This window comes from Parabacteroides leei, from assembly GCF_023369805.1.
In the GTDB taxonomy this organism is placed as follows: Bacteria; Bacteroidota; Bacteroidia; order Bacteroidales; family Tannerellaceae; genus Parabacteroides; species Parabacteroides leei.
In genome coordinates this window covers 1-22905 of the sequence record NZ_JAMBQG010000018.1, presented here as the reverse complement: position 1 = coordinate 22905, position 22905 = coordinate 1, and the positions used below count along the sequence as shown (strand labels likewise).

The 22905-nt window shown below is 45.4% G+C and carries 20 protein-coding genes and 1 rRNA gene; 9 read left to right on the top strand and 12 right to left on the bottom strand.

Annotation, left to right across the window (positions count from 1 at the left end; genetic code table 11):
- Window positions 1–38: 38 nt before the first annotated feature.
- Together M1P97_RS20660 and M1P97_RS20655 are read right to left on the bottom strand one after the other, a co-directional pair.
- The gene (locus M1P97_RS20660) at window positions 39–1259 is read right to left on the bottom strand and encodes a DUF2264 domain-containing protein (protein ID WP_249390076.1); all 1221 of its coding nucleotides are present in this window, start codon (window positions 1257–1259) and stop codon (window positions 39–41) included.
- Between the two features lie 5 nt (window positions 1260–1264).
- Entirely contained in the window at window positions 1265–2467 is a 1203-nt protein-coding gene (locus M1P97_RS20655) for a glycoside hydrolase family 88 protein (protein WP_195373344.1), read from the bottom strand.
- Between the two features lie 224 nt (window positions 2468–2691).
- Between M1P97_RS20655 and pstC the strand changes: the two genes are divergently transcribed.
- The 5 genes from pstC to M1P97_RS20630 all read left to right on the top strand — a co-directional run bounded on the left by pstC (window position 2692) and on the right by M1P97_RS20630 (window position 7743).
- A complete protein-coding gene (gene pstC / locus M1P97_RS20650) occupies window positions 2692–3879 on the top strand; it encodes a phosphate ABC transporter permease subunit PstC (protein WP_249390075.1) in 1188 nt (395 codons plus the stop codon).
- A 7-nt stretch (window positions 3880–3886) separates the two neighbouring features.
- Window positions 3887–4774 carry a phosphate ABC transporter permease PstA gene (gene pstA / locus M1P97_RS20645; protein WP_195373346.1) on the top strand — a complete coding sequence of 296 codons (888 nt, stop codon included), beginning with the start codon at window positions 3887–3889 and terminating at the stop codon, window positions 4772–4774.
- 43 nt (window positions 4775–4817) lie between these two features.
- A complete protein-coding gene (gene pstB / locus M1P97_RS20640) occupies window positions 4818–5570 on the top strand; it encodes a phosphate ABC transporter ATP-binding protein PstB (protein WP_195373347.1) in 753 nt (250 codons plus the stop codon).
- A 25-nt stretch (window positions 5571–5595) separates the two neighbouring features.
- Entirely contained in the window at window positions 5596–6270 is a 675-nt protein-coding gene (gene phoU / locus M1P97_RS20635; RefSeq protein WP_195373348.1) for a phosphate signaling complex protein PhoU, read from the top strand.
- Between the two features lie 378 nt (window positions 6271–6648).
- Complete coding sequence (locus tag M1P97_RS20630) at window positions 6649–7743, top strand: porin (protein ID WP_249390074.1); 1095 nt, start codon at window positions 6649–6651, stop codon at window positions 7741–7743.
- Here M1P97_RS20630 and M1P97_RS20625 read toward each other — a convergent pair.
- Both M1P97_RS20625 and M1P97_RS20620 read right to left on the bottom strand, forming a co-directional pair.
- Window positions 7740–10205 carry a glycoside hydrolase family 95 protein gene (locus M1P97_RS20625; RefSeq protein WP_249390073.1) on the bottom strand — a complete coding sequence of 822 codons (2466 nt, stop codon included), beginning with the start codon at window positions 10203–10205 and terminating at the stop codon, window positions 7740–7742. The two genes, M1P97_RS20630 and M1P97_RS20625, sit on opposite strands and share 4 nt — an antisense overlap.
- A 34-nt stretch (window positions 10206–10239) precedes the next feature.
- Window positions 10240–12069, bottom strand: coding sequence for an ABC transporter ATP-binding protein (locus M1P97_RS20620; RefSeq protein ID WP_249390072.1), 1830 nt, complete (start codon window positions 12067–12069; stop codon window positions 10240–10242).
- 120 nt (window positions 12070–12189) lie between these two features.
- Here M1P97_RS20620 and M1P97_RS20615 point away from each other — a divergent pair, with 120 nt between their 5' ends.
- From M1P97_RS20615 to M1P97_RS20605, 3 genes are all read left to right on the top strand, one after another.
- The gene (locus M1P97_RS20615; protein WP_249390071.1) at window positions 12190–12666 is read left to right on the top strand and encodes a radical SAM-associated putative lipoprotein; all 477 of its coding nucleotides are present in this window, start codon (window positions 12190–12192) and stop codon (window positions 12664–12666) included.
- A gap of 151 nt (window positions 12667–12817) precedes the next feature.
- Entirely contained in the window at window positions 12818–13888 is a 1071-nt protein-coding gene (locus tag M1P97_RS20610) for a TIGR04133 family radical SAM/SPASM protein (RefSeq protein WP_195373353.1), read from the top strand.
- Window positions 13889–13935: 47 nt separating this feature from the next.
- A complete protein-coding gene (locus M1P97_RS20605) occupies window positions 13936–15693 on the top strand; it encodes a DUF4091 domain-containing protein (protein ID WP_249390070.1) in 1758 nt (585 codons plus the stop codon).
- A gap of 235 nt (window positions 15694–15928) precedes the next feature.
- Here M1P97_RS20605 and M1P97_RS20600 read toward each other — a convergent pair whose 3' ends face one another.
- Window positions 15929–16882: a hypothetical protein gene (locus M1P97_RS20600; RefSeq protein WP_249390069.1), complete on the bottom strand. Its 954-nt coding sequence runs from the start codon at window positions 16880–16882 to the stop codon at window positions 15929–15931.
- Window positions 16883–17030: 148 nt separating this feature from the next.
- On the opposite strand from M1P97_RS20600, the gene M1P97_RS20595 reads away from it, so the two are divergent.
- Window positions 17031–17207 carry a hypothetical protein gene (locus tag M1P97_RS20595; protein WP_195373356.1) on the top strand — a complete coding sequence of 59 codons (177 nt, stop codon included), beginning with the start codon at window positions 17031–17033 and terminating at the stop codon, window positions 17205–17207.
- Between the two features lie 53 nt (window positions 17208–17260).
- Here M1P97_RS20595 and der read toward each other — a convergent pair whose 3' ends face one another.
- The 7 genes from der to rrf form a co-directional block, all read right to left on the bottom strand.
- Window positions 17261–18574, bottom strand: coding sequence for a ribosome biogenesis GTPase Der (gene der, locus M1P97_RS20590; RefSeq protein WP_195373357.1), 1314 nt, complete (start codon window positions 18572–18574; stop codon window positions 17261–17263).
- A gap of 24 nt (window positions 18575–18598) precedes the next feature.
- Window positions 18599–19489: a GTPase Era gene (era, locus tag M1P97_RS20585; protein ID WP_195373366.1), complete on the bottom strand. Its 891-nt coding sequence runs from the start codon at window positions 19487–19489 to the stop codon at window positions 18599–18601.
- Window positions 19473–20477: a beta-ketoacyl-ACP synthase III gene (locus M1P97_RS20580; protein ID WP_195373358.1), complete on the bottom strand. Its 1005-nt coding sequence runs from the start codon at window positions 20475–20477 to the stop codon at window positions 19473–19475. The genes era and M1P97_RS20580 overlap by 17 nt, the downstream gene beginning before the upstream one ends.
- Before the next feature lie 105 nt (window positions 20478–20582).
- Window positions 20583–20768: a 50S ribosomal protein L32 gene (gene rpmF / locus M1P97_RS20575; RefSeq protein WP_081693462.1), complete on the bottom strand. Its 186-nt coding sequence runs from the start codon at window positions 20766–20768 to the stop codon at window positions 20583–20585.
- A gap of 12 nt (window positions 20769–20780) precedes the next feature.
- Window positions 20781–21365 (bottom strand): YceD family protein, encoded by a 585-nt coding sequence (locus tag M1P97_RS20570; protein ID WP_195373359.1) that lies wholly within the window; start codon window positions 21363–21365, stop codon window positions 20781–20783.
- A gap of 88 nt (window positions 21366–21453) precedes the next feature.
- Window positions 21454–22611, bottom strand: a complete 1158-nt coding sequence (locus M1P97_RS20565; RefSeq protein WP_249390068.1) for a sensor histidine kinase — start codon at window positions 22609–22611, stop codon at window positions 21454–21456.
- A 190-nt stretch (window positions 22612–22801) separates the two neighbouring features.
- Window positions 22802–22905 (bottom strand): 5S ribosomal RNA (rrf, locus tag M1P97_RS20560); the annotation flags it as partial.

Sequence of the window (22905 nt, the reverse complement as noted above, 5' to 3'; positions counted from 1 at the left end):
TCTTATTCTATCTTTAATTTTCAATTCTCCATTTTCAATTACTTAAGCGCATGATCGGCTTTCACATCGCTTTCACCGTTCCAGGCACGAAGATTCGTCCATTCGGTGTAAGGAGCCGACCAGAACTCGTCGGTTGCCGGTAACCCCAGCGGCAACAAACCTACTGCACAAAGATATACACTCCCCGTATTTATATAAGACTCTGACATATCGATTTGTTCACCGGTGAAGCCTACACGTAACCAACCGTTCGCGTCAAAGTTTTTCGGTGACTTCATCACATTACGGATCACGGCAGTCAGGCCGCAACGTACCTGTGCCGGTTTTACCCGTTCAGGCAGTATATGCATCAGGCTGGCTTGTGCCAGTGCGTGGAATGCTCCGAAGCGATATACGATAGAACGACCTACCACAGGGAAAGTACCTTCCGGCGAGATAAATCGTTCCAGTTGTTCCGCATACCGGGTATGACGAGGCAACTGTGTCTCTGCAAAATCAGCTCCCTCGATAGCATGCTTCTTCATAACCAACAATACATCCGTCAGCATCGGATGGATAACGAAGCTGTTATAATAGTCCATGTGGAAATCAGGGCCATCGCCATACAAAGCATCCCCTTTATACCACTGATCACGGAATTTGTAAACGCCATAGGTTAGACGCTCCATATCACATTCACCGGTAAATTCAAGCAAAGCGGCTTCTACCGTAGATGCGAATAGCAACCAGTTGTTTTCCCAGGGTTTAATATTGCGGCTACGTTTCAATTCGGTAATCATCCATTCTTTCGCCTGCGGGTCGAGGTTTCCCCACAACTGTTTCGGAGCACGCAGCAATCCCTGTGCCAGGAAAGCAGCATCCACCAGGGGTTGATAAGGTTTACCAAAAACCAGATAGTCGGGCGAGTCGGGATTTACAGCATTCTTCAAACCTTTTACGGTCAGGCGGATATATTTATCGCGCAATTGTCCTTCCGGTGTATTGTCAGGTCCCAGTTCCAACCAGGGAGCAATACCGCAGATCAGGCGACCGACAGCTTCCAGATGAGAGAAATCGCTTCTGTCTTTCGACAGAGATTCGTAAGGCATATTCTTCTTCAGTGTATTGTTACTCAGGTTTGTCAACACCGGGTCGGCAATACGGGTTAAGGTTTCCACCCAAAAGGCACGATCCAGCGTACCGTCCTGCTGCGCTTTTCCCGCCAGGGAGAAACACAGGCTACATACTAAAATGACTGTTGTTTTTAATAGATTAGTCATGGTATTTATTTTTCAGTCAGTTTTTTTAAACGCATCAATGCCTCTACATAATAATAATCGGCATAGCTCAAAGGAACATCCACTTCACTGTTTCCGGGGAAATGGCCGGTTGAATGCATCAAGGCAAAATTGCAGTTTGTACCTTTAGCTGCCAAATATTCAGGACTGGTCAACGAGCGCACCTGTTGTTCTGCAAAATCCAGATAATTCTTTGCCTCTTCACTCTTATCCAGCTGGCTCAGTTCGATCAGGGCAGAAGCCATGATAGCGGCAGCCGAAGCATCTCTCGGAACGTCAGGAATACCCGGAGCGTCGAAGTCCCAATACGGCACCTTATCTGCCGGCATATTCGGATGGTTCATGATAAATGCAGCAACATGTTTAGCCTGGTTCAAGTATTCCGGTTTACCGGTTTCGCGGGCCATCATGGTAAATCCATATAATGCCCAAGCCTGGCCACGGGCCCATGCCGATTCGTCGGCTGCTCCCTGATGGGTTTGTTTCTTATGAGGAACCCCCGTTATCGTATCGTAAGATACGACATGATAACAGCTATAATCGTCACGAAAATGATTGTTCATTGTTTTATCTGCATGGGAGATAGCCATCTTACGGAAACGGTCGTCACCGGATGCTTTCGACGCCCAGCTGAAAAATTCGAGGTTCATCATATTATCTATAATAACCGGGAACTGCCAGATGTTCTTATTAAAGTCCCAGGAACGGATCGCGCCCACCCGGTCATCAAAACGGGTAGCCAGCGAATTTGCCCCCGTCAGCATCACGTCCTTATATTCCGGTTTGCCGGTCAGGCGATAACCATTACCATAACTGCAATACAACATAAAGCCGACATCATGACTATAAGTAATATTCTTCACTTCTTCCACGCGATCGGTATACATTTCTGCATATTTCTTCAATTCGGGAGTCGGGTTGTTTTCATAAAGATACCATAATTCTCCAGGGAAGAAACCGCTACACCACCAGGAATAATCGCTGGTTTCGAGTGTACCTTCTTTATTAACCGCTTTAGGTAGACGACCTTCCTGATTTTCCAGATCTTTAGCCATTAGAAGGGCTTGTTCTGTAGAGGCTTTCAGACCCCGGTCGATAACATCAGCGATAGGTTCTTGTTTTGGCTGTGAATCACAGGCCGAGAGTAAAATTGTGGCCGCGAACACGCCATAAGAGAGTAATTTATTCATGATAAAAATAGGTTATTAAGTTTTTAAGTTTGTGGCAAATATACTGGTTTATATTCTAAAAAACGACATCGCTTTATGAAAAACACTAAAAACACAGAATATTAGCGGCTTTCTTTTACTCGTAACACGTTTGAAATATCAATGTAATATTTACTTCAAACGGCCTTAATCCCATCTTAATACATGTTACCTTACTTTGCACTCAGAACAAACAGGTAAATGACGTGAGAAAGTTTTTTGAAAAAATTGTAGAAGGAGGACTCCTGATCAGTGGAAGTATAACCAGTTTCACGATCCTATTGATTGTCTTTTTTCTTTTTAAAGAAGCATCCGGTCTTTTCAGCAGTCCGGTAGTTGAAGAAGGATATGTACTTGCTGTGAATAAGGGGAATGACGTAAGTCATCTTTCACCGGAAACGATCATGGATATTTTCGATGCCAAGATAACCAACTGGAAAGAGGTGAACGGCAAAGATGAAGAAATCCTTGTTTTCCGTTTTTCCGATCTGACACAGTATTACAGTGAGGAAGAACTGGGTGACGAATTCCAGTATGTCCCCGAAAAGATCAGTGAACTGGTCGGTAAAGAACCGGGAATAATTGCTTTCTTCCCTCAACAATATCTGGCTGAGTCTTTTGACGGGACAGTCCTCCCGGAAGAAAAGATCTCACTCTCCGATTTCTTTGCCGGAACAAAATGGTACCCGACCTCAGCACCAGCTCCAATCTTCGGATTGATTCCTTTATTATTGGGAACCTTGTTGGTCAGCATCGGAGCAATCGTTCTTTCTTTACCTTTCGGTATAGCAGTTGCTATCTACCTGGCAGAAATAGCCAACAAACGCACCCGGGAAATACTCAAACCGGTTATCGAACTTCTGGCAGGTATCCCTTCCGTTGTATACGGCTTTTTCGGATTAGCGGTAATTGTCCCGTTGATACAAAAAGGACTGGACCTTCCGGTCGGAGAAACAGCTTTTGCCGGTAGTGTCGTTCTGGCTATCATGGCATTGCCGACCATTATCACTGTTGCCGAAGATGCCATGCGCACCACACCACGAGCAATGAAAGAGGCTAGCCTCGCATTAGGAGCCACCCAATGGCAGACAATTTATAAGGTAATCATTCCCTACTCCATTTCGGGTATCACCTCAGCGGTTGTTCTCGGTATCGGCCGGGCTATCGGCGAAACAATGGCCGTACTGATGGTAACAGGGAATGCCGCAGTCATACCGACCTCGTTCTTTGAACCGGTACGAACCATCCCTGCCACGATCGCTGCCGAACTGGGAGAAGCTCCGGCCGGAGGCGCTCATTATCAGGCTTTGTTCCTGCTGGGAGCCGTTTTGTTCATTATCACATTGATATTAAGTATCACGGTAGAATATATTTCATCCAAAAGAAAAATCTAAATAAGTTATGGCACCTATTCTTAAACCAGGCAATATCGATATAAAAAAACGGACTTCACAGAAGCTGGCGTTCGGCATATTTACGCTCCTTAGCTATCTGGTCGTCGTTATTCTTTTCCTTATCCTCGGATTTATCATTATAAAGGGAGGTAAAGTAATCAGTTGGGATTTTCTCACGAAAGCTCCCGCAGAAGGAATGACTGCCGGAGGGATCTATCCCGCTATCATCGGTACGCTTTACCTGGTACTGGGTAGCAGCCTGATCAGCTTTCCGATCGGGATCATGAGCGGTATTTATATGAATGAATATGCGACAAACGGGAAACTGACGCGTTTCATACGTATCATGACAAACAATCTGAGCGGTGTCCCTTCAGTGGTGTTCGGTTTGTTCGGTATGTCTCTGTTCGTTGTCACGCTCGGATGGGGAGACTCGATCATTGCCGGTTCATTCACACTGGCACTAATGTCGTTGCCGCTGATTATCCGTACCACGGAGGAAGCTTTGAAAAGTATTGACGACTCCTTCCGTCACGGGAGTCTGGCACTAGGGGCTACCAAATTACAGACTATCTGGCGCGTGGTACTCCCGATGGCTTTTCCGAATATCATTACCGGGCTGATCCTGTCGGTGGGACGTGTATCGGGAGAGACAGCTCCTATCCTGTTCACCGTAGCTGCCTACTTCCTGCCTCAGCTGCCGGAAAGTATCTTCGACCAGTGTATGGCATTGCCTTACCATCTGTATGTAATCTCAACCAGTGGTACGGACATCGAAGCATCCCGTGGAATGGCCTACGGAACAGCATTGGTCCTGATCGCAATCGTGTTAGTTGTCAACTTACTTGCCAATGCACTGAGAAAGTATTTCGCAAAGAAAGTAAAGATGAACTAACCGGTATATTACAACTACAACAATAAAAAAACAACAAAAGAATATGATAAAGATTGATGCCCGTAACGTGGATTTCTATTATGGCGACTTCCATGCCTTAAAGAATATCTCGATGCAAATTGAAGCAAACACCTCCGTTGCCTTTATCGGGCCGTCGGGCTGCGGTAAGTCCACCTTCCTGCGATTGTTCAACCGTATGAACGACCTGATCCCCGATACCCGTATGACCGGCAATATCCAGATCGACAACCGCAACATTTATGATAAGGGAGAGAAAGTGGACCAACTCCGTAAGAACGTAGGTATGGTATTCCAGAAACCGAACCCTTTCCCTAAAACGATCTTCGAAAACGTTGCCTACGGACTACGTGTAAACGGAATAAACGACAACGAATATATCGAAGAGACAGTTGTCAAGACTCTTAAACAGGTAGTTCTCTGGGATGAGGTAAAAGACAAACTGAAAGAGTCGGCCTTCGCATTATCCGGCGGTCAGCAGCAACGCCTGTGTATTGCCCGTGCATTGGCGATCTCCCCCTCAATTCTTTTGATGGATGAACCGACTTCGGCCCTCGATCCGATTTCCACCAGCAAGATCGAAGATCTGATACACGAGCTCAAAAGCGAATATACGATCGTGATCGTTACTCATAATATGCAGCAAGCAGCTCGTGTGAGCGACAAAACGGGGTATTTTTATCTGGGCGAACTGATCGAGTTCGATAATACACGGAAGATATTCACCAATCCGGAGAAGGAGTCGACTCAGAACTATATTACGGGAAGGTTCGGGTAATTGAAAATTAAAAGATTATATATATATGAAAGTGATAGATCAGGAGATTGCCTCCTTAAAAAACAGTATCAGCGAAATGTGGGCTCTTGTCCATCAACAGTTATATAATGCCGGCGAAGCGATGCTTACCGGAGATAAAGAACTGGCTTATAAAGTAATCAGCCGGGAACGTCGTGTGAACGCTTTCGAGTTGAAGATAGACAGCGATTGCGAAGATATCATCGCCCTTTACGCTCCCGTCGCCGTCGACCTGCGTTTCGTTCTTGCCATGTACAAAATCAATACGAACCTGGAACGTCTGGGTGACTTTGCCGAAAGCATCGCCCGTTTTGCCGGTAACCTGCCGGAAGGTGCCCCCGTCGATCCGCAACTGATCAAAGAGACACGGGTGGAAGAAATGCTGAAAGAACTGCTCAGCATGCTCAGTCTCAGCCAGGAAGCCTTCGAAAAAGAAAGTTCGGAAATAGCCTCCCGCATTTTCCTCAAAGACAACCTGATCGACGAGATCAACCATAACTCGACCAAGATCATTGCCGACTATATCGAGAAACATCCGGGAAGCGCCCTGGTCGGACTTTATATGGCAGGTGTGATCCGTAAGATGGAACGCTTCGGCGACCATTGTACGAATATCGCTGAAGAGCTGATCTTCTATCTGGATGCTAAAGTAATGAAGCATATCGGAAAAACAGAAAATTAAAATAGGCATAAATAAGGTTTGTATGTTTCCGACAATCGGAAAGCTAAAAAAAGACGCATTAGCACTTTCCCGATAGCCGGAAAGCTCAAAAAAGACGCATTGGCATTTTTCCGATAGTCGGAAATCTTTAAAAAGATGCATTACCGTTTTTCCGACTATCGGAAAGCTCAAATAAGACGCATTAGCACTTTCCCGATAACCGGAAAGCTTAAAAAAGACGCATTAGCGTTTTTCCGACAATCGGAAAGCCTCTGTGAGATGTTGGGGAGATTTTCCGACAGCCGGAAAGCATTGTCGAGCAGACAACCGACATGATCCGGAGTCAATTATTCATTTTCTTTATATCTTTGTTCCCAAATCAACAAACATAAAAGATTCATGAAACGACTAACAGTACTCTATCTGTCAGCCCTTCTGGCGGGAACAGCCTTTACTGCAACTTCTCAAACATTGATTCCCAACAAAACGGAAGTTTTTAAACTTTCTCTCGAGACGCATGGATCTTATAACGAGGCACTTTCCGGAGAGGCCGAACGCGACCGCTTTTCACTCAACAGCTTCAAGGTGGAAGCCACAGGTACCGTCACACCCTGGCTTTCCTATGCCTACCGGCAAGTACTCTGCTACCAGAACGAATGGGTACGGGCCAATGGCTTCGGCTCCTATATCGAGAATGCCTGGGTAAACTTCCGGTTATCGGATAAGTTCTCTGTGACAGCCGGTAAACAGGATGCAGCCTGGGGAGGCTTCGAATACGACGAGTATGCTTATAAGATATACGATTACAGCGATATGAACGAATGGATGGATTGCTATTTCACCGGTATCGGCATCAGCTATGAGCCGGCAGAGACACAGGAGCTTTGCCTGCAGGTGACCAACGGCAACGATAACCGCAGGAAATCCCCTTCCTTCTATAATATCGGATGGAACAGCAGTTATCTGGATGAGTTGTTGTCTCTGCGTTACTCCGTCACTGCCGGGCAGCAGGCCAAAGGGGAATGGATGTGGATGATGTGGGCCGGACAGCAGGTGGAATCCGGCAAATTCCTCGGTTATTTCGATGTGATGTATACAAGGGGGAAAATAGACCCGCCAGGTTTGTTGGCGGAGCAGTTTGAACCGGAAGAGGAAGAATCGGGAAGTTCGATTGCAAATACCAGCTATCTCTCTCTGGTAGCTCGCCTGAACTATCAGATTCATCCGAAATGGAATCTATTTATAAAAGGAATGTATGAAACAGCCTCTGTCTACAAAACGAACAATCTGTATGAATCCGGTAAATACCGTACTGCCTGGGGATATCAGGGAGGAGTAGAATTTTATCCGATGGGCGACGACAACCTGCACCTCTTCCTCACCGGCACCGGACGGGCCTACAGCCTGACAGAAAGAGCAAAGGCGCTCGATGCCTTCTCAGAGAACACCGGACGCCTTTCCGTTGGGTTTGTTTATAAGATACCTCTGTTCTAAAATTGTAGCAACAACGAATCCCCTTCCTTCATATCGACTGTCAGCATGCCGTCGATAACAGGTAGGGAAACTGCTTTCTGATTCATCTTGATACTCATATTTTCCGAATAAGCCGGCAACTTGATACTGAATGTGCCGGGAACGACCGCTTTCAATCCGGCTTCCGTCAACTGCCCTTCTGCCCATTTGGCGGAGACTTCACCTCCACCCTGTACTTTCAGGCCTTTAAAACTACCGGTCTGCCAGGCTGAAGGTAAAGCCGGGAGCAATTCGATACGTCCGGTCTGGCTCTGTACCAGCATCTCGGCGATACCTGCACAACCACCGTAATTACCATCAATCTGGAACGGGGGATGTGCACAGAACAAGTTCGGATAAGATCCACCGCCATTGACCATATTGGTCGTCTTTTCCACACAAGGACGAAGCAGGTCTACCAGCAACTTATAGGCATGGTCGCCATCGTGAAGACGAGCCCAGAAATTGATCTTCCAGGCCATCGACCAGCCTGTACTCTTATCGCCACGCACTTCAAGGGTCTTACGGGCAGCTTCCGCCAGTTCCGGTGTATGTTCCAGGGAAATCTCATTTCCCGGATAAAGGCCATATAAGTGGGATACGTGACGATGGGTAGGTTCTGCCTCCTCATAGGGTTCGAGCCATTCCAGGATACGTCCGTCTTTTCCGATCGTTGTCGGCATCAGGCGCGAACGTTTGTCGGCCAATTCCTTACAAAATGCAGAATCGACACCCAGTATGGTAGCCGCTTCTATCGTGTTGGTAAACAGTTCGCGTACGATCTGATTATCCATAGTCGAACCGGCACAGATATTTACGACACTGCCGTTCGGCATGCGATAACCGTTTTCCGGGGAAGTGGTCGGGGCAGTGACCAGATAATTGTTCCGCGGATCACGCACCAGCATATCGGTAAAGAAAAGGGCCGCCCCTTTCATCACCGGATAGACGTCTTTCAGATATTCTTTGTCTTTGGTGTATTGATAATGAGTGAACAGATGTTCACAGAGCCAGGCTGCAGAAGTATTGGTTGCGCCCCACGAGGGATGTTCGCCCGGTGCGGTAAATTCCCATACATTACCCAGTATATGCGTCACCCAACCACGGGCATTGTAGAATACTTTGGCTGTGCGTTCGCCGCTTTCCACCTGTTGTTTTGTCCATTCGATCATCGGCATATGCAGTTCCGACAAATTGGTCACTTCTGCCGGCCAGTGATTCATCTGGAAATTGATGTTCAGATGATAGTCGCCGTTCCAGGGCGTATTGATCGTGTTACACCATACCCCTTGCAGGTTGGGAGGCAACGAACCCGGACGGGTCGACGAAATCAATAGATAACGGCCGAACTGGAAATAAAGGGCTCCCAGGGACGGGTCGTTATGGTCTTCCTGAAATGCCTGCAAACGCTTATCGATCGGCAGATTATCCTTTTCGGTACGTCCCAGATCCAGGTCCACCCGGTCGAATAAAGCACGGTAAGCATTGATATGTTCTTTTCTTAATGTCGAATAATCTTTTCTTTCAGATTCTGCCAATAGGGAGAATAACTGATCTGCAAAACCTTCATTCTTATAACTTGTAGCCATGCTGACCAACAAGATGGCTTCGGAAGCATTCTGAACACTCAGCGAACTGTCTCCCGCTGTAAGGGAACCGCCTTTAGGCAGAACAACCCGTACACGTGCTTCATATTTGATCCCTTTCATTTCGAGCGTATCCACACCGTCGAACAACTGTCCTCTCATCAACAGGTCTTTACCGTCGGTCGATACGGAATAATATTCCGGACGGTTCATTCCTATCCGAAAGTTCAATGCTTTATCAGCGTCTGCCTGTAAATGAATGATACCCAGGTCGCCGGAGAAAGAGGTAAAAACTTCACGGCTATAATTCACTTTCCCTTTGCGAAAAGATGTCGAAGCAATGGCATTGTTCAGATCGAGCTCACGACGGTAGGCGGCGATAGAGTCAGCCTCGTTATTATACGTATAATCAAGTATCAGGTTTCCCAATAATTGGTAACTGCCATAAGGGACTTTCGCTCCCTGGCCCTGTCCGCTACCGGCTCCACCACAAACAAATGTGCGGTACATCAGTTCCTGTGCTTCATCGTTACGGCCTTCGAAAAGCAGACGGCGAATAGCAGCCAGCGACATGACTGCCTGCGGGTTATCCGTATCCTGTTTACTTCCCGACCACATGGAGATTTCGTTCAATAGGATGTTTTCCTTACTGACGCCGCCATCGGGCATCATTCCCAATCGTCCATTACCCAAAGGCAATGTTTCTTCCCAGATACGGGCTGGTTCATCAAAATGATAAGCGAGTTTATTACCGGTTTTTACGTCCGGCATATCGCAGGCTGCCAGCAAAAGTAACAAGGCAGCGATATAGGGACGGAATATTTTTCGCCCTATCTCCTTTAATCGAATTGAATTCATAGTATTATAAATAAAATATGTCTTTTAAACCGGATCAGAAACTTTGCATATCACATAGTCTCTTATAATAACCGTTCAATGCTAACAACTCTTCATGGCGGCCGCGCTCCACGATTTCTCCTTCATGCATCACGCAAATCTCATCGGCATTGCGGATGGTAGAGAGACGGTGGGCAATCACTACGGTTGTCCTGTTACGCATCAGGTTCTCGAGAGCATCCTGCACCAGGCGTTCCGACTCGGTATCCAGGGCCGACGTCGCTTCATCCAGGATCAGGATCGGCGGATTCTTCAGGATCGCACGGGCTATACTGATACGTTGGCGCTGACCGCCGGATAGCTTTCCGCCACGGTCACCGATATTCGTATTATAGCCATCTTCGCTTGCCATGATAAACTCATGGGCATTCGCGATACGGGCAGCTTCCTGTACTTGTTCCAACGTAGCACCTTCCACACCGAAAGAGATATTATTGAAGAAGGTATCGTTAAAGAGAATCGCTTCCTGGTTTACATTCCCCATCAGGCTACGGAGGTCGTAGAGGGAGGTATCACGAACGTCAGTTTCATCAATAGTAATACTTCCTTTCTCCACATCATAAAAACGGGGCAATAAATCCACGAGTGTACTCTTTCCTGAGCCGGATTGCCCGACCAAAGCAACTGTTTTTCCTTTGGGGATTTCCAGTGTTACATTTTTCAATACCCACTCATTCTGATATTTAAACCAAACATTATTATATCTGATCGATTCATTCAAGTGGATCGGTTGCGGGGTTACCGGATTCTGAATCGTACTTACCGTTTGCAGAATCTTATCCACACGTTCCATAGAGGCTAATCCTTTAGGGATATTATAACTAGCTTTCGAAAATTCCTTCAACGGATTGATCACATTATATAATATAACCAGATAAAAGATGAAAGAAGGAGCATCGATCGTCGAATTATTGTTCAATATCAACGTCCCCCCAAACCAAAGGACGATAACGATCAATACGGTTCCCAGAAATTCACTCATCGGATGGGCCAGCTGTTGGCGGGTGTTAACACGGCTGATCGTGTTACGGTAAGCATTATCGGCATTGATAAAACGCTGATCCATCTTATTCTCAGCATTGAATGCTTTGATAATACGCAAACCACCTAACGTCTCCTCTACCTGCGACATAAGGTCGCTCCACTGATTCTGAGCCTCCATTGACTTCCGCTTCAATTTCTTTCCGACCGTTCCCATTACCCATCCCATCAACGGAAGGACAATGATGGTAAAAAGAGTTAACTGCCAGCTCACGGCGATCAATGTTCCGAAATAAACAAGAATAAGGATAGGGTTCTTAAACAGCATATCCAACGAACTCATAATAGAATTCTCTATTTCCTGTACGTCACCACTGATACGGGCCAGTATATCCCCTTTCCGCTCTTCGGAGAAAAAACCTAAAGGCAGATACAATATCTTTTTATACAATTGATTCCTTATATCGCGCACTACTCCCGTTCGGATAGGAATCATTACGGCTGACGACAGGAAATAAGTACCGGTTTTCAACAGCGTCATCGAAGCCAGGAATATTCCGAGGAGAAGTAAAGCCAGACTCGGACCATAGAAACCGATCATTTCCGAAATATAATAGTAACAATTATTGTACAGAATTTCTTTAAGGCTCACACCTGCCGTATCCCAGGGGATAAACTCAAAGGCTTTGTTATTCAGTTTGAAAAGTATCTGCAGGATAGGTACTAATGTCAGAAAAGAAAAAACATTTAATATGGCTGACAATATATTCAATAAGACAGCCCATACCAGATGCTTCTTATAAGGAGGCACAAAACGCCGTAATACGCGTATAAAATCTTTCATGTTTATTTAGTCGATTGGATTTGGTGCGCAAGTTACTCATAAAAAACAGGTGGTGCAACGTTTCTGGTTATCTTTGCATCTATTAGATATATGATTATACAATAAAAAAGCAATACAGATATGAACGGAACAAATCACTTTTTCCTGACCTTTACAAATAGAATATTGGCAGGATTACTCACGCTTCTGGGGTTTTCGGTCACCTCATGCGGGGGTGAAGATGAATACGGATGCCCTTATGCCGAATATGAAATAAAAGGGAAAGTGGTAAACGACAAAGGAGCCGCCATCCCTAACATACAAGTGGTTATCCCTGCACCGTTTGAAGCCAACGAATACATGTGGGGAGATACGGTAACCACAAACAAATCCGGAGAGTTCGATATTAAACCTGCGGTTACTTCTTTCGGGGAAGACATCACATTCAAAATTAAAACAAAAGATATCAACGGGGAAGCCAACGGTGGTTTATTCGAAGACAAAGAAACGGAAATAGCCTTCAAAAAGGAAGATTTGAAAGGTGCAAATGGTAACTGGTATTATGGTAAGGCCACCAAAGAGGTCACCATCACAATGAAACAGGCCGTAAAAGAATAAAACAGAAACAAATAAACAAATTAAGTATAGGTACAGACAATGCTGCAATAATTTATAGCCGATAAAGGACAACCTGTGCAGTATTTTCTCTACTTTTGTATTTAGTCTTAGTTACAATCATAATGGACAAACAGATTAACACTGAAAAATAATGGATAAACGCCCCGGATTTCGTAAACGCATAGCTCTGGAACTCTTTCGAAGTATACGTAAAAACAGGGCCAAACTACACGAACTACGCACACTCTTTTGGGAATGTACGCTTCGTTGCAATGCTTCCTGCCGTCATTGCGGCAGCGATTGCCACGTATCGGCCGACATGAAAGATATGCCGATGGAAGATTTTCTGAAAGTAATAGACGATATTACCCCTCATGTCGACCCCAACAAAGTATTGGTTATATTCACCGGTGGGGAAGCCCTCGTTCGCAAAGATATTGAAACCTGCGGACTGGAATTATACAACCGAGGCTATCCCTGGGGGATTGTCTCGAACGGCCTGTTGCTTACCCGCGAACGGCTGGACTCCCTATTAGCTTCCGGGCTGCACTCGGCAACGATCAGCCTCGACGGCTTCGAGGAAGCACACAACTGGTTGCGACGTCATCCGAAGAGCTTCGAGAATGCCGTCAATGCCATCTGTATGTTGGCCGAAGAAAAAGAGATCGTCTGGGATATCGTCACCTGCGTGAACCAGCAAAACTTCAAGGACCTGAAACTATTCAAAGAGTTCCTGGTCGAGATGGGCGTAAAAAGGTGGCGTCTGTTCACCATCTTTCCCGTCGGACGCGCCGCCGAAGTGCCGGAACTGCAACTCAGCAACGAGCAGTTCACCTGGATGCTCAACTTCATCCGTTATTGCCGCAAGGAAGGACAAATCCACGTCAGCTATGGCTGCGAAGGATTCCTGGGTAATTACGAGGCAGAAGTACGCGACTCGATCTTCCAGTGCAACGCCGGGATCAATACGGCCTCTGTACTGGCAGACGGCAGCATTTCAGGCTGTCCGAGCATCCGCGCCAATTTCCACCAGGGAAATATCTATAAAGATAAATTCATCGACGTATGGAACAATGAGTTCAAGCCCTACCGCAACCGCGAATGGACACGCAAAGGGCAATGTGCCGACTGTAAAATGTTCAGGTATTGCGAAGGGAACGGCATGCACCTGTATGACGACGAAGGCAATTTATTATTCTGCCATTACAACAGGATCGTATAATTTTTTTATCTTTATCCCCGATAAAACTTTTTAAAACATAGTTATACATGAAAAACTCTCTTATTCTCTGCGCCTTGCTTACGCTCGGCCCGGTTTGTTACGCACAGCAATCTGACAAAATCACAGATTACACCGAACTGACCGACACCAAGCCACACGACAGTGAGGCTGTATGGAATAAAATTACAACTCCTACGCAATTAAGCTGGGCAAGTACAGATGTTCGTTACCCGAAACTGAGTATCCCGACCGTTACAAAAAACTCCCGCTGGCAGACAAAAGCCTGGAAAGGCGAACGCGTCAATGCCCAGGCTGTGTTGTGGACAACCAACGATCTGTCGGATGCGACCATCACGGTCAGCGACCTGAAAAACGGTTCATCCGTTATCCCGGCATCTGCCATTACGACGAACTTCGTGCGCTACGTCATGACCGATGAATTGAACAAAGATCGTAAAGGCGGTTGCGGACATCGCCCCGACAAAGCGGAATGGGACTCTTCCGTCGTTGCCGATGTGTTGGATATTGTAAAGATACGCGACATTGCCGCCCGTACCACCCAGCCGATCTGGATGAACGTATGGGTTCCGTCGGATGCCCGTGCCGGAAAATATAAAGGAACTCTGACCGTTGAAGGTAAGAACTTCCAGCCAATGAATTTGCAAGTGGAGATAGATGTATTGAACCGTACCCTACCGGAACCGAAAGACTGGAAATTCCATCTGGACTTGTGGCAGAACCCGTACTCTGTTGCCCGTTTCTACAACGTTCCTCTCTGGAGCAAAGAGCATTTCGACCTGATGCGTCCGGTTATGAAGATGCTGGCGAATGCCGGACAGCGTGCCATCACCACCAGTATCATGCACAAACCGTGGGCCGGACAGACGGAAGATCATTTCGACAGCATGGTATTCCGCATGAAGAAGCTTGACGGCAGCTGGGAATTCGATTATACGATATTCGACAAATGGGTGGAATTTATGATGAACGAAGTGGGTATCAACGACCTGATCAGCTGCTACACCATGATCCCGTGGGCACTTAGTTTCGACTATTTCGATCAGGCAACCAACCGCGTCCAGTTCATCGAAGCAAAACCGGGTGATGCCGAATATGCTGATTACTGGGGTTCTTTCCTGAAAGATTTCTCGCGCCACCTGCGTGCTAAAGGCTGGTTCGAAAAGACAGCTATCTCGATGGACGAACGTCCGTTGGATGCCATGCAAGAGGCCATCAAGGTGATCAAGCAAGCCGACCCTGAATTTAAGATCACGCTGGCCGGCAATTATCATAAAGAGATACAGGGCGACCTTTATTACCTGAGTATTCCGTACGGCAATAAGTTTCCGGAAGACGTGAAAGCCGAACGCGACCGCAAAGGCCAGATCAGCACGGTTTACACCTGTTGCTCGGAAGCCTTCCCGAATACATTTACCTTCTCCGATCCGGCCGAAGCACCGTGGACGATCCTGCATGCAGTTGCCGGAGGTTATGACGGTTACCTGCGTTGGGCAGTCAACAGCTGGACAGCCGATCCGTTGCGCGACTCCCGTTTCCGCTCCTGGGCAGCCGGCGATACTTACAGTATCTACCCGGGTCCCCGCAGCAGTATCCGTTTCGAACGTCTCGTTGAAGGTCTTCAGGATGCAGAAAAAATCCGTATCCTCCGCGAAGAACTGAAAGGCGGCAAACTGGATAAGCTGAACAAAACGGTTGCCATGTTTACACCGGAAGGTCTGGCTGAAACACAGAAATCGGCAGCCGAGATGGTGAATGAGTTAGGTAAAGTGTTGAATTCGTTCTGATAAATTGCTTTTCATAAAATAATCGAAAGCCGGTGTGTCAATCAGAATGACACACCGGCTTTTGTATATAAATAACCCGTGACGGAATTGATATGACACACTTTTTGCCAAATTTGAATGTAGTGTCGTTGGTAGAGGCGGTTCGCGAACCGCCCTTACAGGCGCCGTCACAATGGAACAGGCAGGTTCGACCGTAAGGGCGGGGTCTGCCCGCCCTTCTTCACCGGTTGTTATATTATTGTCGCAAAGAAGGTATCTGAAAAGGATGCATTCTTTTAATTTGTTTCAAATAGCGCCCCAAATCCGGCAGCCTACAACGTGCCGCTTCAGCAGCCTCCAGCTTCTCAAGATTGTCGATAGCCAAGGTTTGTTCTATAATCTGTTCAAAATACCCCCAGATATTTTCCAGTACATCTTCCGTCATATCTTCCCTGACAGAGGTTCGCAGCAGATACCTTCGCAAGATTGCTTTCGTCTTTTCTGGATTACGGCAATGCTTCATATACAGAGCCTGTTTCAATTCTAATGTAAGTTTCGGATTTTCCGTACTGCTTAGGTCTCTCCATAAAGCTTCTTCTTCATAGACCATCGCTTTATAACGGCTCAGGTTCTCCTGATCGAGGAAAGTGATATAGGTGATCAGTTTTTTGTTGAACCGAACCAGCGACAATCCCTGTTGCGAGATCATGAAACCTTTCTCTTCCATTTCCTTCTCGGTCCATTTTTCGGGCATGTAATAAGTCAGTGTATTGTCCTGGTTATGCAGCATATAATATAAAGCCGGATGCGAGCCTCGCAGATTTATCCCGTTGCTTTCGAGATACCGTTCCTTGTAGCGCATCAAAAAATGGGTTGAAAGCTTTTGCAGTACAAAATTCTCAAGATTATTGATGAAAAGATAGTCCACCTCCTCACCCCGGTACAAAGGTATATATATGAAACAACCTGCCATAAATTCTCCTTGAGGAGTATAACCGAGATTCACAAAAATGACATGCCAGGTATTTTTTGATTTGGTCGATACCTTTTTTTCTTCGAACAGCGAATGGAGGACTCCTCGTTTTCCTCCTGTGAACCTCATACGGTAAATAAATTGCTCGAAAGCGATCTTCACTTTTATCCGCATCTCCAGAAAGTCTTTATAAGCGGCTGCCTGCAACTCTTCTTCGGTCATGTGTGGTGTAAACATATCAGTAAAGTTTAATATTATTCCCTACTCTGTTTTTAGCTTTTCGGTTCTGCTAGTGTTATTTATTACCGGATAAATTCATTATGTGTCCACAAAGATCGTGTTTTATTCCGTATATTTGCAATAGAATGTCCTAAAATAGAGCAATATGGAAACAACAACATCATTCAAGACATTCGAAGTGACCATTCCGGAAAAATATGCCGATACGTTGAAGAAATTCATCAAAGCCTTGGAAGGTAAGGTGAAAACGCAGAAGAAAACTGGGCTGGACGAGGCTTTGGAAGACGTGAAAAATACCGGGACACATGCCGATCTGTTCTAAATATAAAAAAAGTCGCTTTCCTATTCAGAAAGCAACTTTTTAGTATCTGATAATTATTTCTCGCGAATGAAAATATTAATCGGTGTCCCCGTGAAATCCCAGTTATCGCGGATCTTATTCTCCAGAAAGCGTTTGTAAGGTTCCTTAATCCATTGCGGCAGGTTGGCAAAAAACACGAATGACGGAACCTGTCCGGCCGGAAGCTGGGTGATGTATTTGATCTTGATATACTTTCCTTTCCATGCCGGGGGCGGATAATTCTCGATGATCGGCAACATGATCTCGTTCAGCTTGGCTGTCGGGATACGTTTCTTGCGGTTTTCGTACACATCACGGGCGGTTTCGAGCACTTTCAGGATACGTTGCTTGGTCAGCGCCGAGATAAACAGGATGGGAAAATCGGTAAACGGCGCCAGACGTTCGCGGATCGCATTCGTGTAGCTTTCGATCACCTTCTGGCTTTTATCTTCCACCAGATCCCATTTGTTTACACATACAACCAACCCTTTTTTATTCTTCTGAACCAGGGAGAAGATGTTCAGGTCCTGGCTTTCGATACCACGCGTCGCATCCACCATCAATACACAGACATCTGCGTTTTCAATGGCACGGATCGAACGGATCACCGAATAGTATTCCAGGTCTTCATTCACCTTTCCTTTCTTACGAATACCGGCTGTATCTACCAGATAGAAATTTTGGCCGAATTTATTGTATTTGGTATAGATCGAGTCGCGGGTCGTTCCGGCAATATCGGTTACGATATGACGGTCTTCACCGATAAACGCATTGATCAAAGAAGATTTACCTGCATTCGGACGACCGATAACAGCAATACGGGGCAACTCTTCTTCTAATTCTTCATTCTTGTCTTCCGGAAGGATCTCCACGATCTTGTCCAGCAAGTCGCCAGTGTTAGACCCGTTGATAGCCGATACACAGAAAGGATCGCCCAGACCGAATGAATAGAACTCGGCTGAAGCAGCATGCATTTCAAAGTTATCCGCTTTGTTGGCTACTATAATAACCGGTTTTTTATTGCGGCGCAGTATTTTAGCGACCTCTTCATCCAGGTCTGTAATACCGTTCAGTACATCTACCACGAACAATATCACGTCCGCTTCATCCAAAGCGACCTGTACTTGTTTATTTATCTCTTCTTCAAAAACATCATCCGAATTAATTACCCATCCGCCGGTGTCAATCAGCGAAAACTCTTTACCAATCCAGTCCACTTTGCCGTACTGACGGTCGCGGGTTGTACCTGCTTCCTCATTTACAATGGCCTGACGCGATTGTGTCAGACGATTGAACAGGGTGGACTTTCCTACGTTGGGCCTACCAACTATTGCTACAATATTTCCCATAAATCTCTTTTCTGTATGCTGTTATTAATCCAGCTGATAACCGAAACTCTTCAAGATGTTATCCCTGTTGCGCCAGTCTTTCTCGACCTTGACAAACATTTCCAGGAATACCTTCTTACCGAAAAATTTCTCGATATCCTTGCGGGCCATGGCACCTACTTTTTTCAGTGCCTGCCCCTGATGTCCGATGATGATCCCCTTCTGGGAATCGCGTTCTACCATGATCAGGGCCTTGATGTGTATCAGTTCTTCCTCTTCCTTAAACAGCTCGACTACGACTTCCACCGCATACGGTATTTCTTTCTGGTAATACAACAGGATCTTCTCACGAATGATCTCTGTAACAAAGAAACGGGCCGGCTTGTCGGTAAGCGCGTCTTTTTCAAAATAAGGAGGGGATTCGGGCATCAACGCCTCTACCCTTTGCTTTACATAATCAATATTAAAGTTCGAAAGCGCTGAGATCGGAATGATCTCTGCTTTCGGAAGCACTTCTTTCCAGTGGGCTACGATCTTTTCAAGCTCAGCCTGGTTGCTGGTATCGATCTTATTGATAAGCAACAGGACCGGATACTCTACCGACTGCACCCGCTTGAGGAAGTCTTCGTTTTTATCGATTGTCTCAACGACATCGGTCACATAGAGTAACACGTCGGCATCACCTAACGCCGACTCTGAAAAATTCAGCATAGATTCCTGCAACTTATAATTCGGATGCAGGACTCCCGGCGTGTCTGAATACACGATCTGCATATCGTCGGTATTCACAATCCCCATGATACGGTGACGGGTAGTCTGTGCCTTTGCCGTGATGATGGAGATACGTTCTCCCACCAGACGGTTCATCAGCGTAGACTTTCCTACGTTCGGATTACCGACAATATTAACAAAACCGGACTTATGCTTGTTTTCCATCATAACCCCATTTAAGATAAATTGCACCCCAGGTAAAGCCTGCTCCAAACGCTGCCAGGATCAGGTTGTCTCCTTTCTTCAACTTGTCTTCCCACTCCCAAAGACAGATAGGAATTGTTCCGGCGCTTGTATTTCCGTATTTCTGGATATTGATCATAACTTTCTCCATATCCACACCCAGACGTTTGGCTGTCGCATCGATAATGCGTAGATTAGCCTGGTGAGGCACGATCCAGGTAATATCGTCGTGAGTCAATTTATTTTTTTCTGCTATCTCTGCTGCCACATCGGCCATATACGAAACAGCATATTTGAATACATATTTACCATCCTGCAGGACGAAATGTTCACGGTTATCCACCGTTTCGTGGCTGGAAGGATAGGCCGAACCACCGGACTTCATAATCAGGTGAGAATATCCAACTCCATCTGTGCGTAAAATCGTATCCATAACGCCGACTTCTTCCGTCGTCGGTTCCAACAAGACTGCACCACAGGCATCACCGAACAGAGGACAGGTCGAACGGTCCTGATAATCGGTAATCGAGGTCATTTTATCACCTGAAACTACGATCACTTTCTTGTAACGTCCCGAACGAATATAGTTCGCACCGGTCTCCAATCCATACAAAAATCCGGCACAAGCGCCCTGCAAATCGAAAGTCATTGCATTCTTGCATCCGGTATGATAAGCGATGATTGAAGAAGTTGTTGGGAAATGATGGTCGGCTGTAGTTGTTGCAGTCAGGATCACTTCGATCTCTTCAGGATTTACTTGTGTCTTTTCGAGCAGTTGCTTCACAGCACGAATGCCCATGTAAGAAGTTCCTACCCCTTCACCTTTCAATATTCTGCGTTCTTTGATGCCAACACGCGTCATGATCCATTCATCCGTTGTATCGACCAATTTAGAGATATCTTCATTTGTCAACACATCTTCGGGAACGTATCCTCCTACACCTGTTATAACCGCATTTAATTTATCCATAACTTAAAAAATAATAGAGACTATATCCCAATTAAAAAATTAGCCCTAAAAATATTTTTAGGGCTATTTCTTTCGTTTATCAAAATCAATATGATAGTGACAAACTTACACAGCTGCTTCTTTTACGATAGCTAACTTACCTCTGTAGTAGCCACATTCGCCACATACAGTGTGATAAATATGCCATGCGCCGCAGTTCGGGCAAATAGCCATTGTTGGAGTGACAGCCTTGTCATGAGTTCTTCTCTTGGCTGTTCTTGTCTTACCTTGTCTTCTTTTAGGATGTGCCATGTTTTAATTTATTTAATTGTTATCATTCTCTATTAAACCTTTCAGGGCATCCCAGCGAGGATCAGAATTATCGCTTACGTCATTATCCATGGAAACATCGTCCATTTCCTCTTCTTCGTAATCATCATCTCCATCATCTGTACTTCTGGATGTGTGCTTCTTGAGCTTCGACGACATAGCTTTATTGCATTTTCCCGGAGCATGAACATGCTTCATCGGTACCGCCAATGCAATAAACTCATAAAGAAACCATGCCAGATTGATGGCACCTTCCTCTTCTGGTATTACTACTACCTCGTCGCTTTCTTCGGCATATTCTTTGCCGAACTTCACAACCAAGCGATTATGGGTATCAACCGGAATCTCCATATCGTCCAGACATCTGTCGCACGGAACGATTGCTACACCTTCAATCTGAAAGTTCATTTCAAAAGCCACTGACGTACGTTTCACCGTCAGGTGAACCTTGACTTTGCCCTTCTGGACTTCGTCTCCGTCAATGTCCACAAAAAACTTGTTCTCCAGTAAATACTCGAATTCGTGTACTCCTGGAGCGAGATTTTTCAAATCTACGTTATATAATTTAAATTTCCCCAAAGCCTTTTAGTGTAAAAACCTTGCAAAGGTACGAAAAAACTAAACACAAATGCAACACCTTTACAGTTATTTTTTATTATTGAATTATTTAGCCTCTATATTTACGAAGCTCTATACGAAATGTCGTGCCTTTACCGACCTCCGAACTCTTCACGAATATCTTACCGCCATGATAGGATTCAATGATACGCTTGACCAGCGACAAACCTAGTCCCCATCCGCGTTTCTTTGTCGTATACCCAGGATTAAACACCGTCTTATATTTCGATTTAGGAATACCTTTTCCCGAATCGGTAATGTCGATCCGAACAGTCTTTTCGCGCTCTTCTACCTGGTATGTTATTTCCCCTTGGCCTTCCATTGCATCTACCGCATTCTTGGTTAGATTCTCAATTACCCAGGCAAACAAAGAGTCATTCATCAAAACCAATACCGGATTTTCCGGAAGATGCGTATATATCTTTACTTTCGAGGATATACGCGTTTCCATATAATTTAAGGCTGTTTGAATCGAATTACAGATATTTACCGGAGCTGGATCAGGATTTGATCCGATCTTTGAAAAACGCTCCGCTATCATCTCTAAACGCTTTACATCCTTTTCCATCTCACGCAACAGAGAAGGATCGATTTCCTTCGTTCGAAGATATTCTACCCAGGCGATCAAAGAAGAAATAGGCGTACCCAACTGATGGGCTGTTTCCTTCGATAATCCGACCCAAACTTTATTTTGTTCGGCTTTCTTCGTGCTTGCCAATGCCAGAAAAGCAATCAGAATAAAAATAAAGACAACAGCCAATTGTGCATAAGGATAAATAAGAAGTCTTTTTAAGATGATCGAGTCGTCGTAATAAAGATATTGGAAAGTCCCATCCTGCATATCAATCAAGATCGGCGGATTCTTACTTTTCAATTCCCGGACTTTTACTTTCAGGAAACTGTCGAGATCCTTTTCCGGAAGTTCGATATTCTTCTGATCCATGACACTATCCTTCTCGTTGCACCATAATACAGGAATAGTAGTATTACTCTGTATAATCTTCAGGATAAGTGCCATATTGGAACCATTTGTTTCAGAAGCGATCATACGTTGCGCCTCTGCCCAAATTTCAACTTTCTGCCGCTCTTCCTGTGCCAGACTTTTTACGATCTGGTCAGATACAAACACCGAAACAATTGCGATCAATGTAGCTATTAATATAAAAAGATACTTCAACCGTTGCCGGGAATCATATATACTGCTCATAATTATACATTCATTCTCAATGTATATTAAAACGGGAAAGAGATTAGATTATTATAAGAAAGAAGTTAATTCGTAAGAAGAAATAGATCCAGTCTTCCCCTCTGAGAGGCTCAATAGAGTATAAAACCAGAAAAGGAGTCAGTTCTTTCGAACTAACTCCTTTCTAGCATTCAGTCTTTCGACCTGACAAAAACGGCGGTTATCTACTCTCCCACTTTTACGCAGTACCATCGACGTGGTTGGGCTTAACTTCTCTGTTCGGAATGGGAAGAGGTGGATCCCCAACGCTATAAC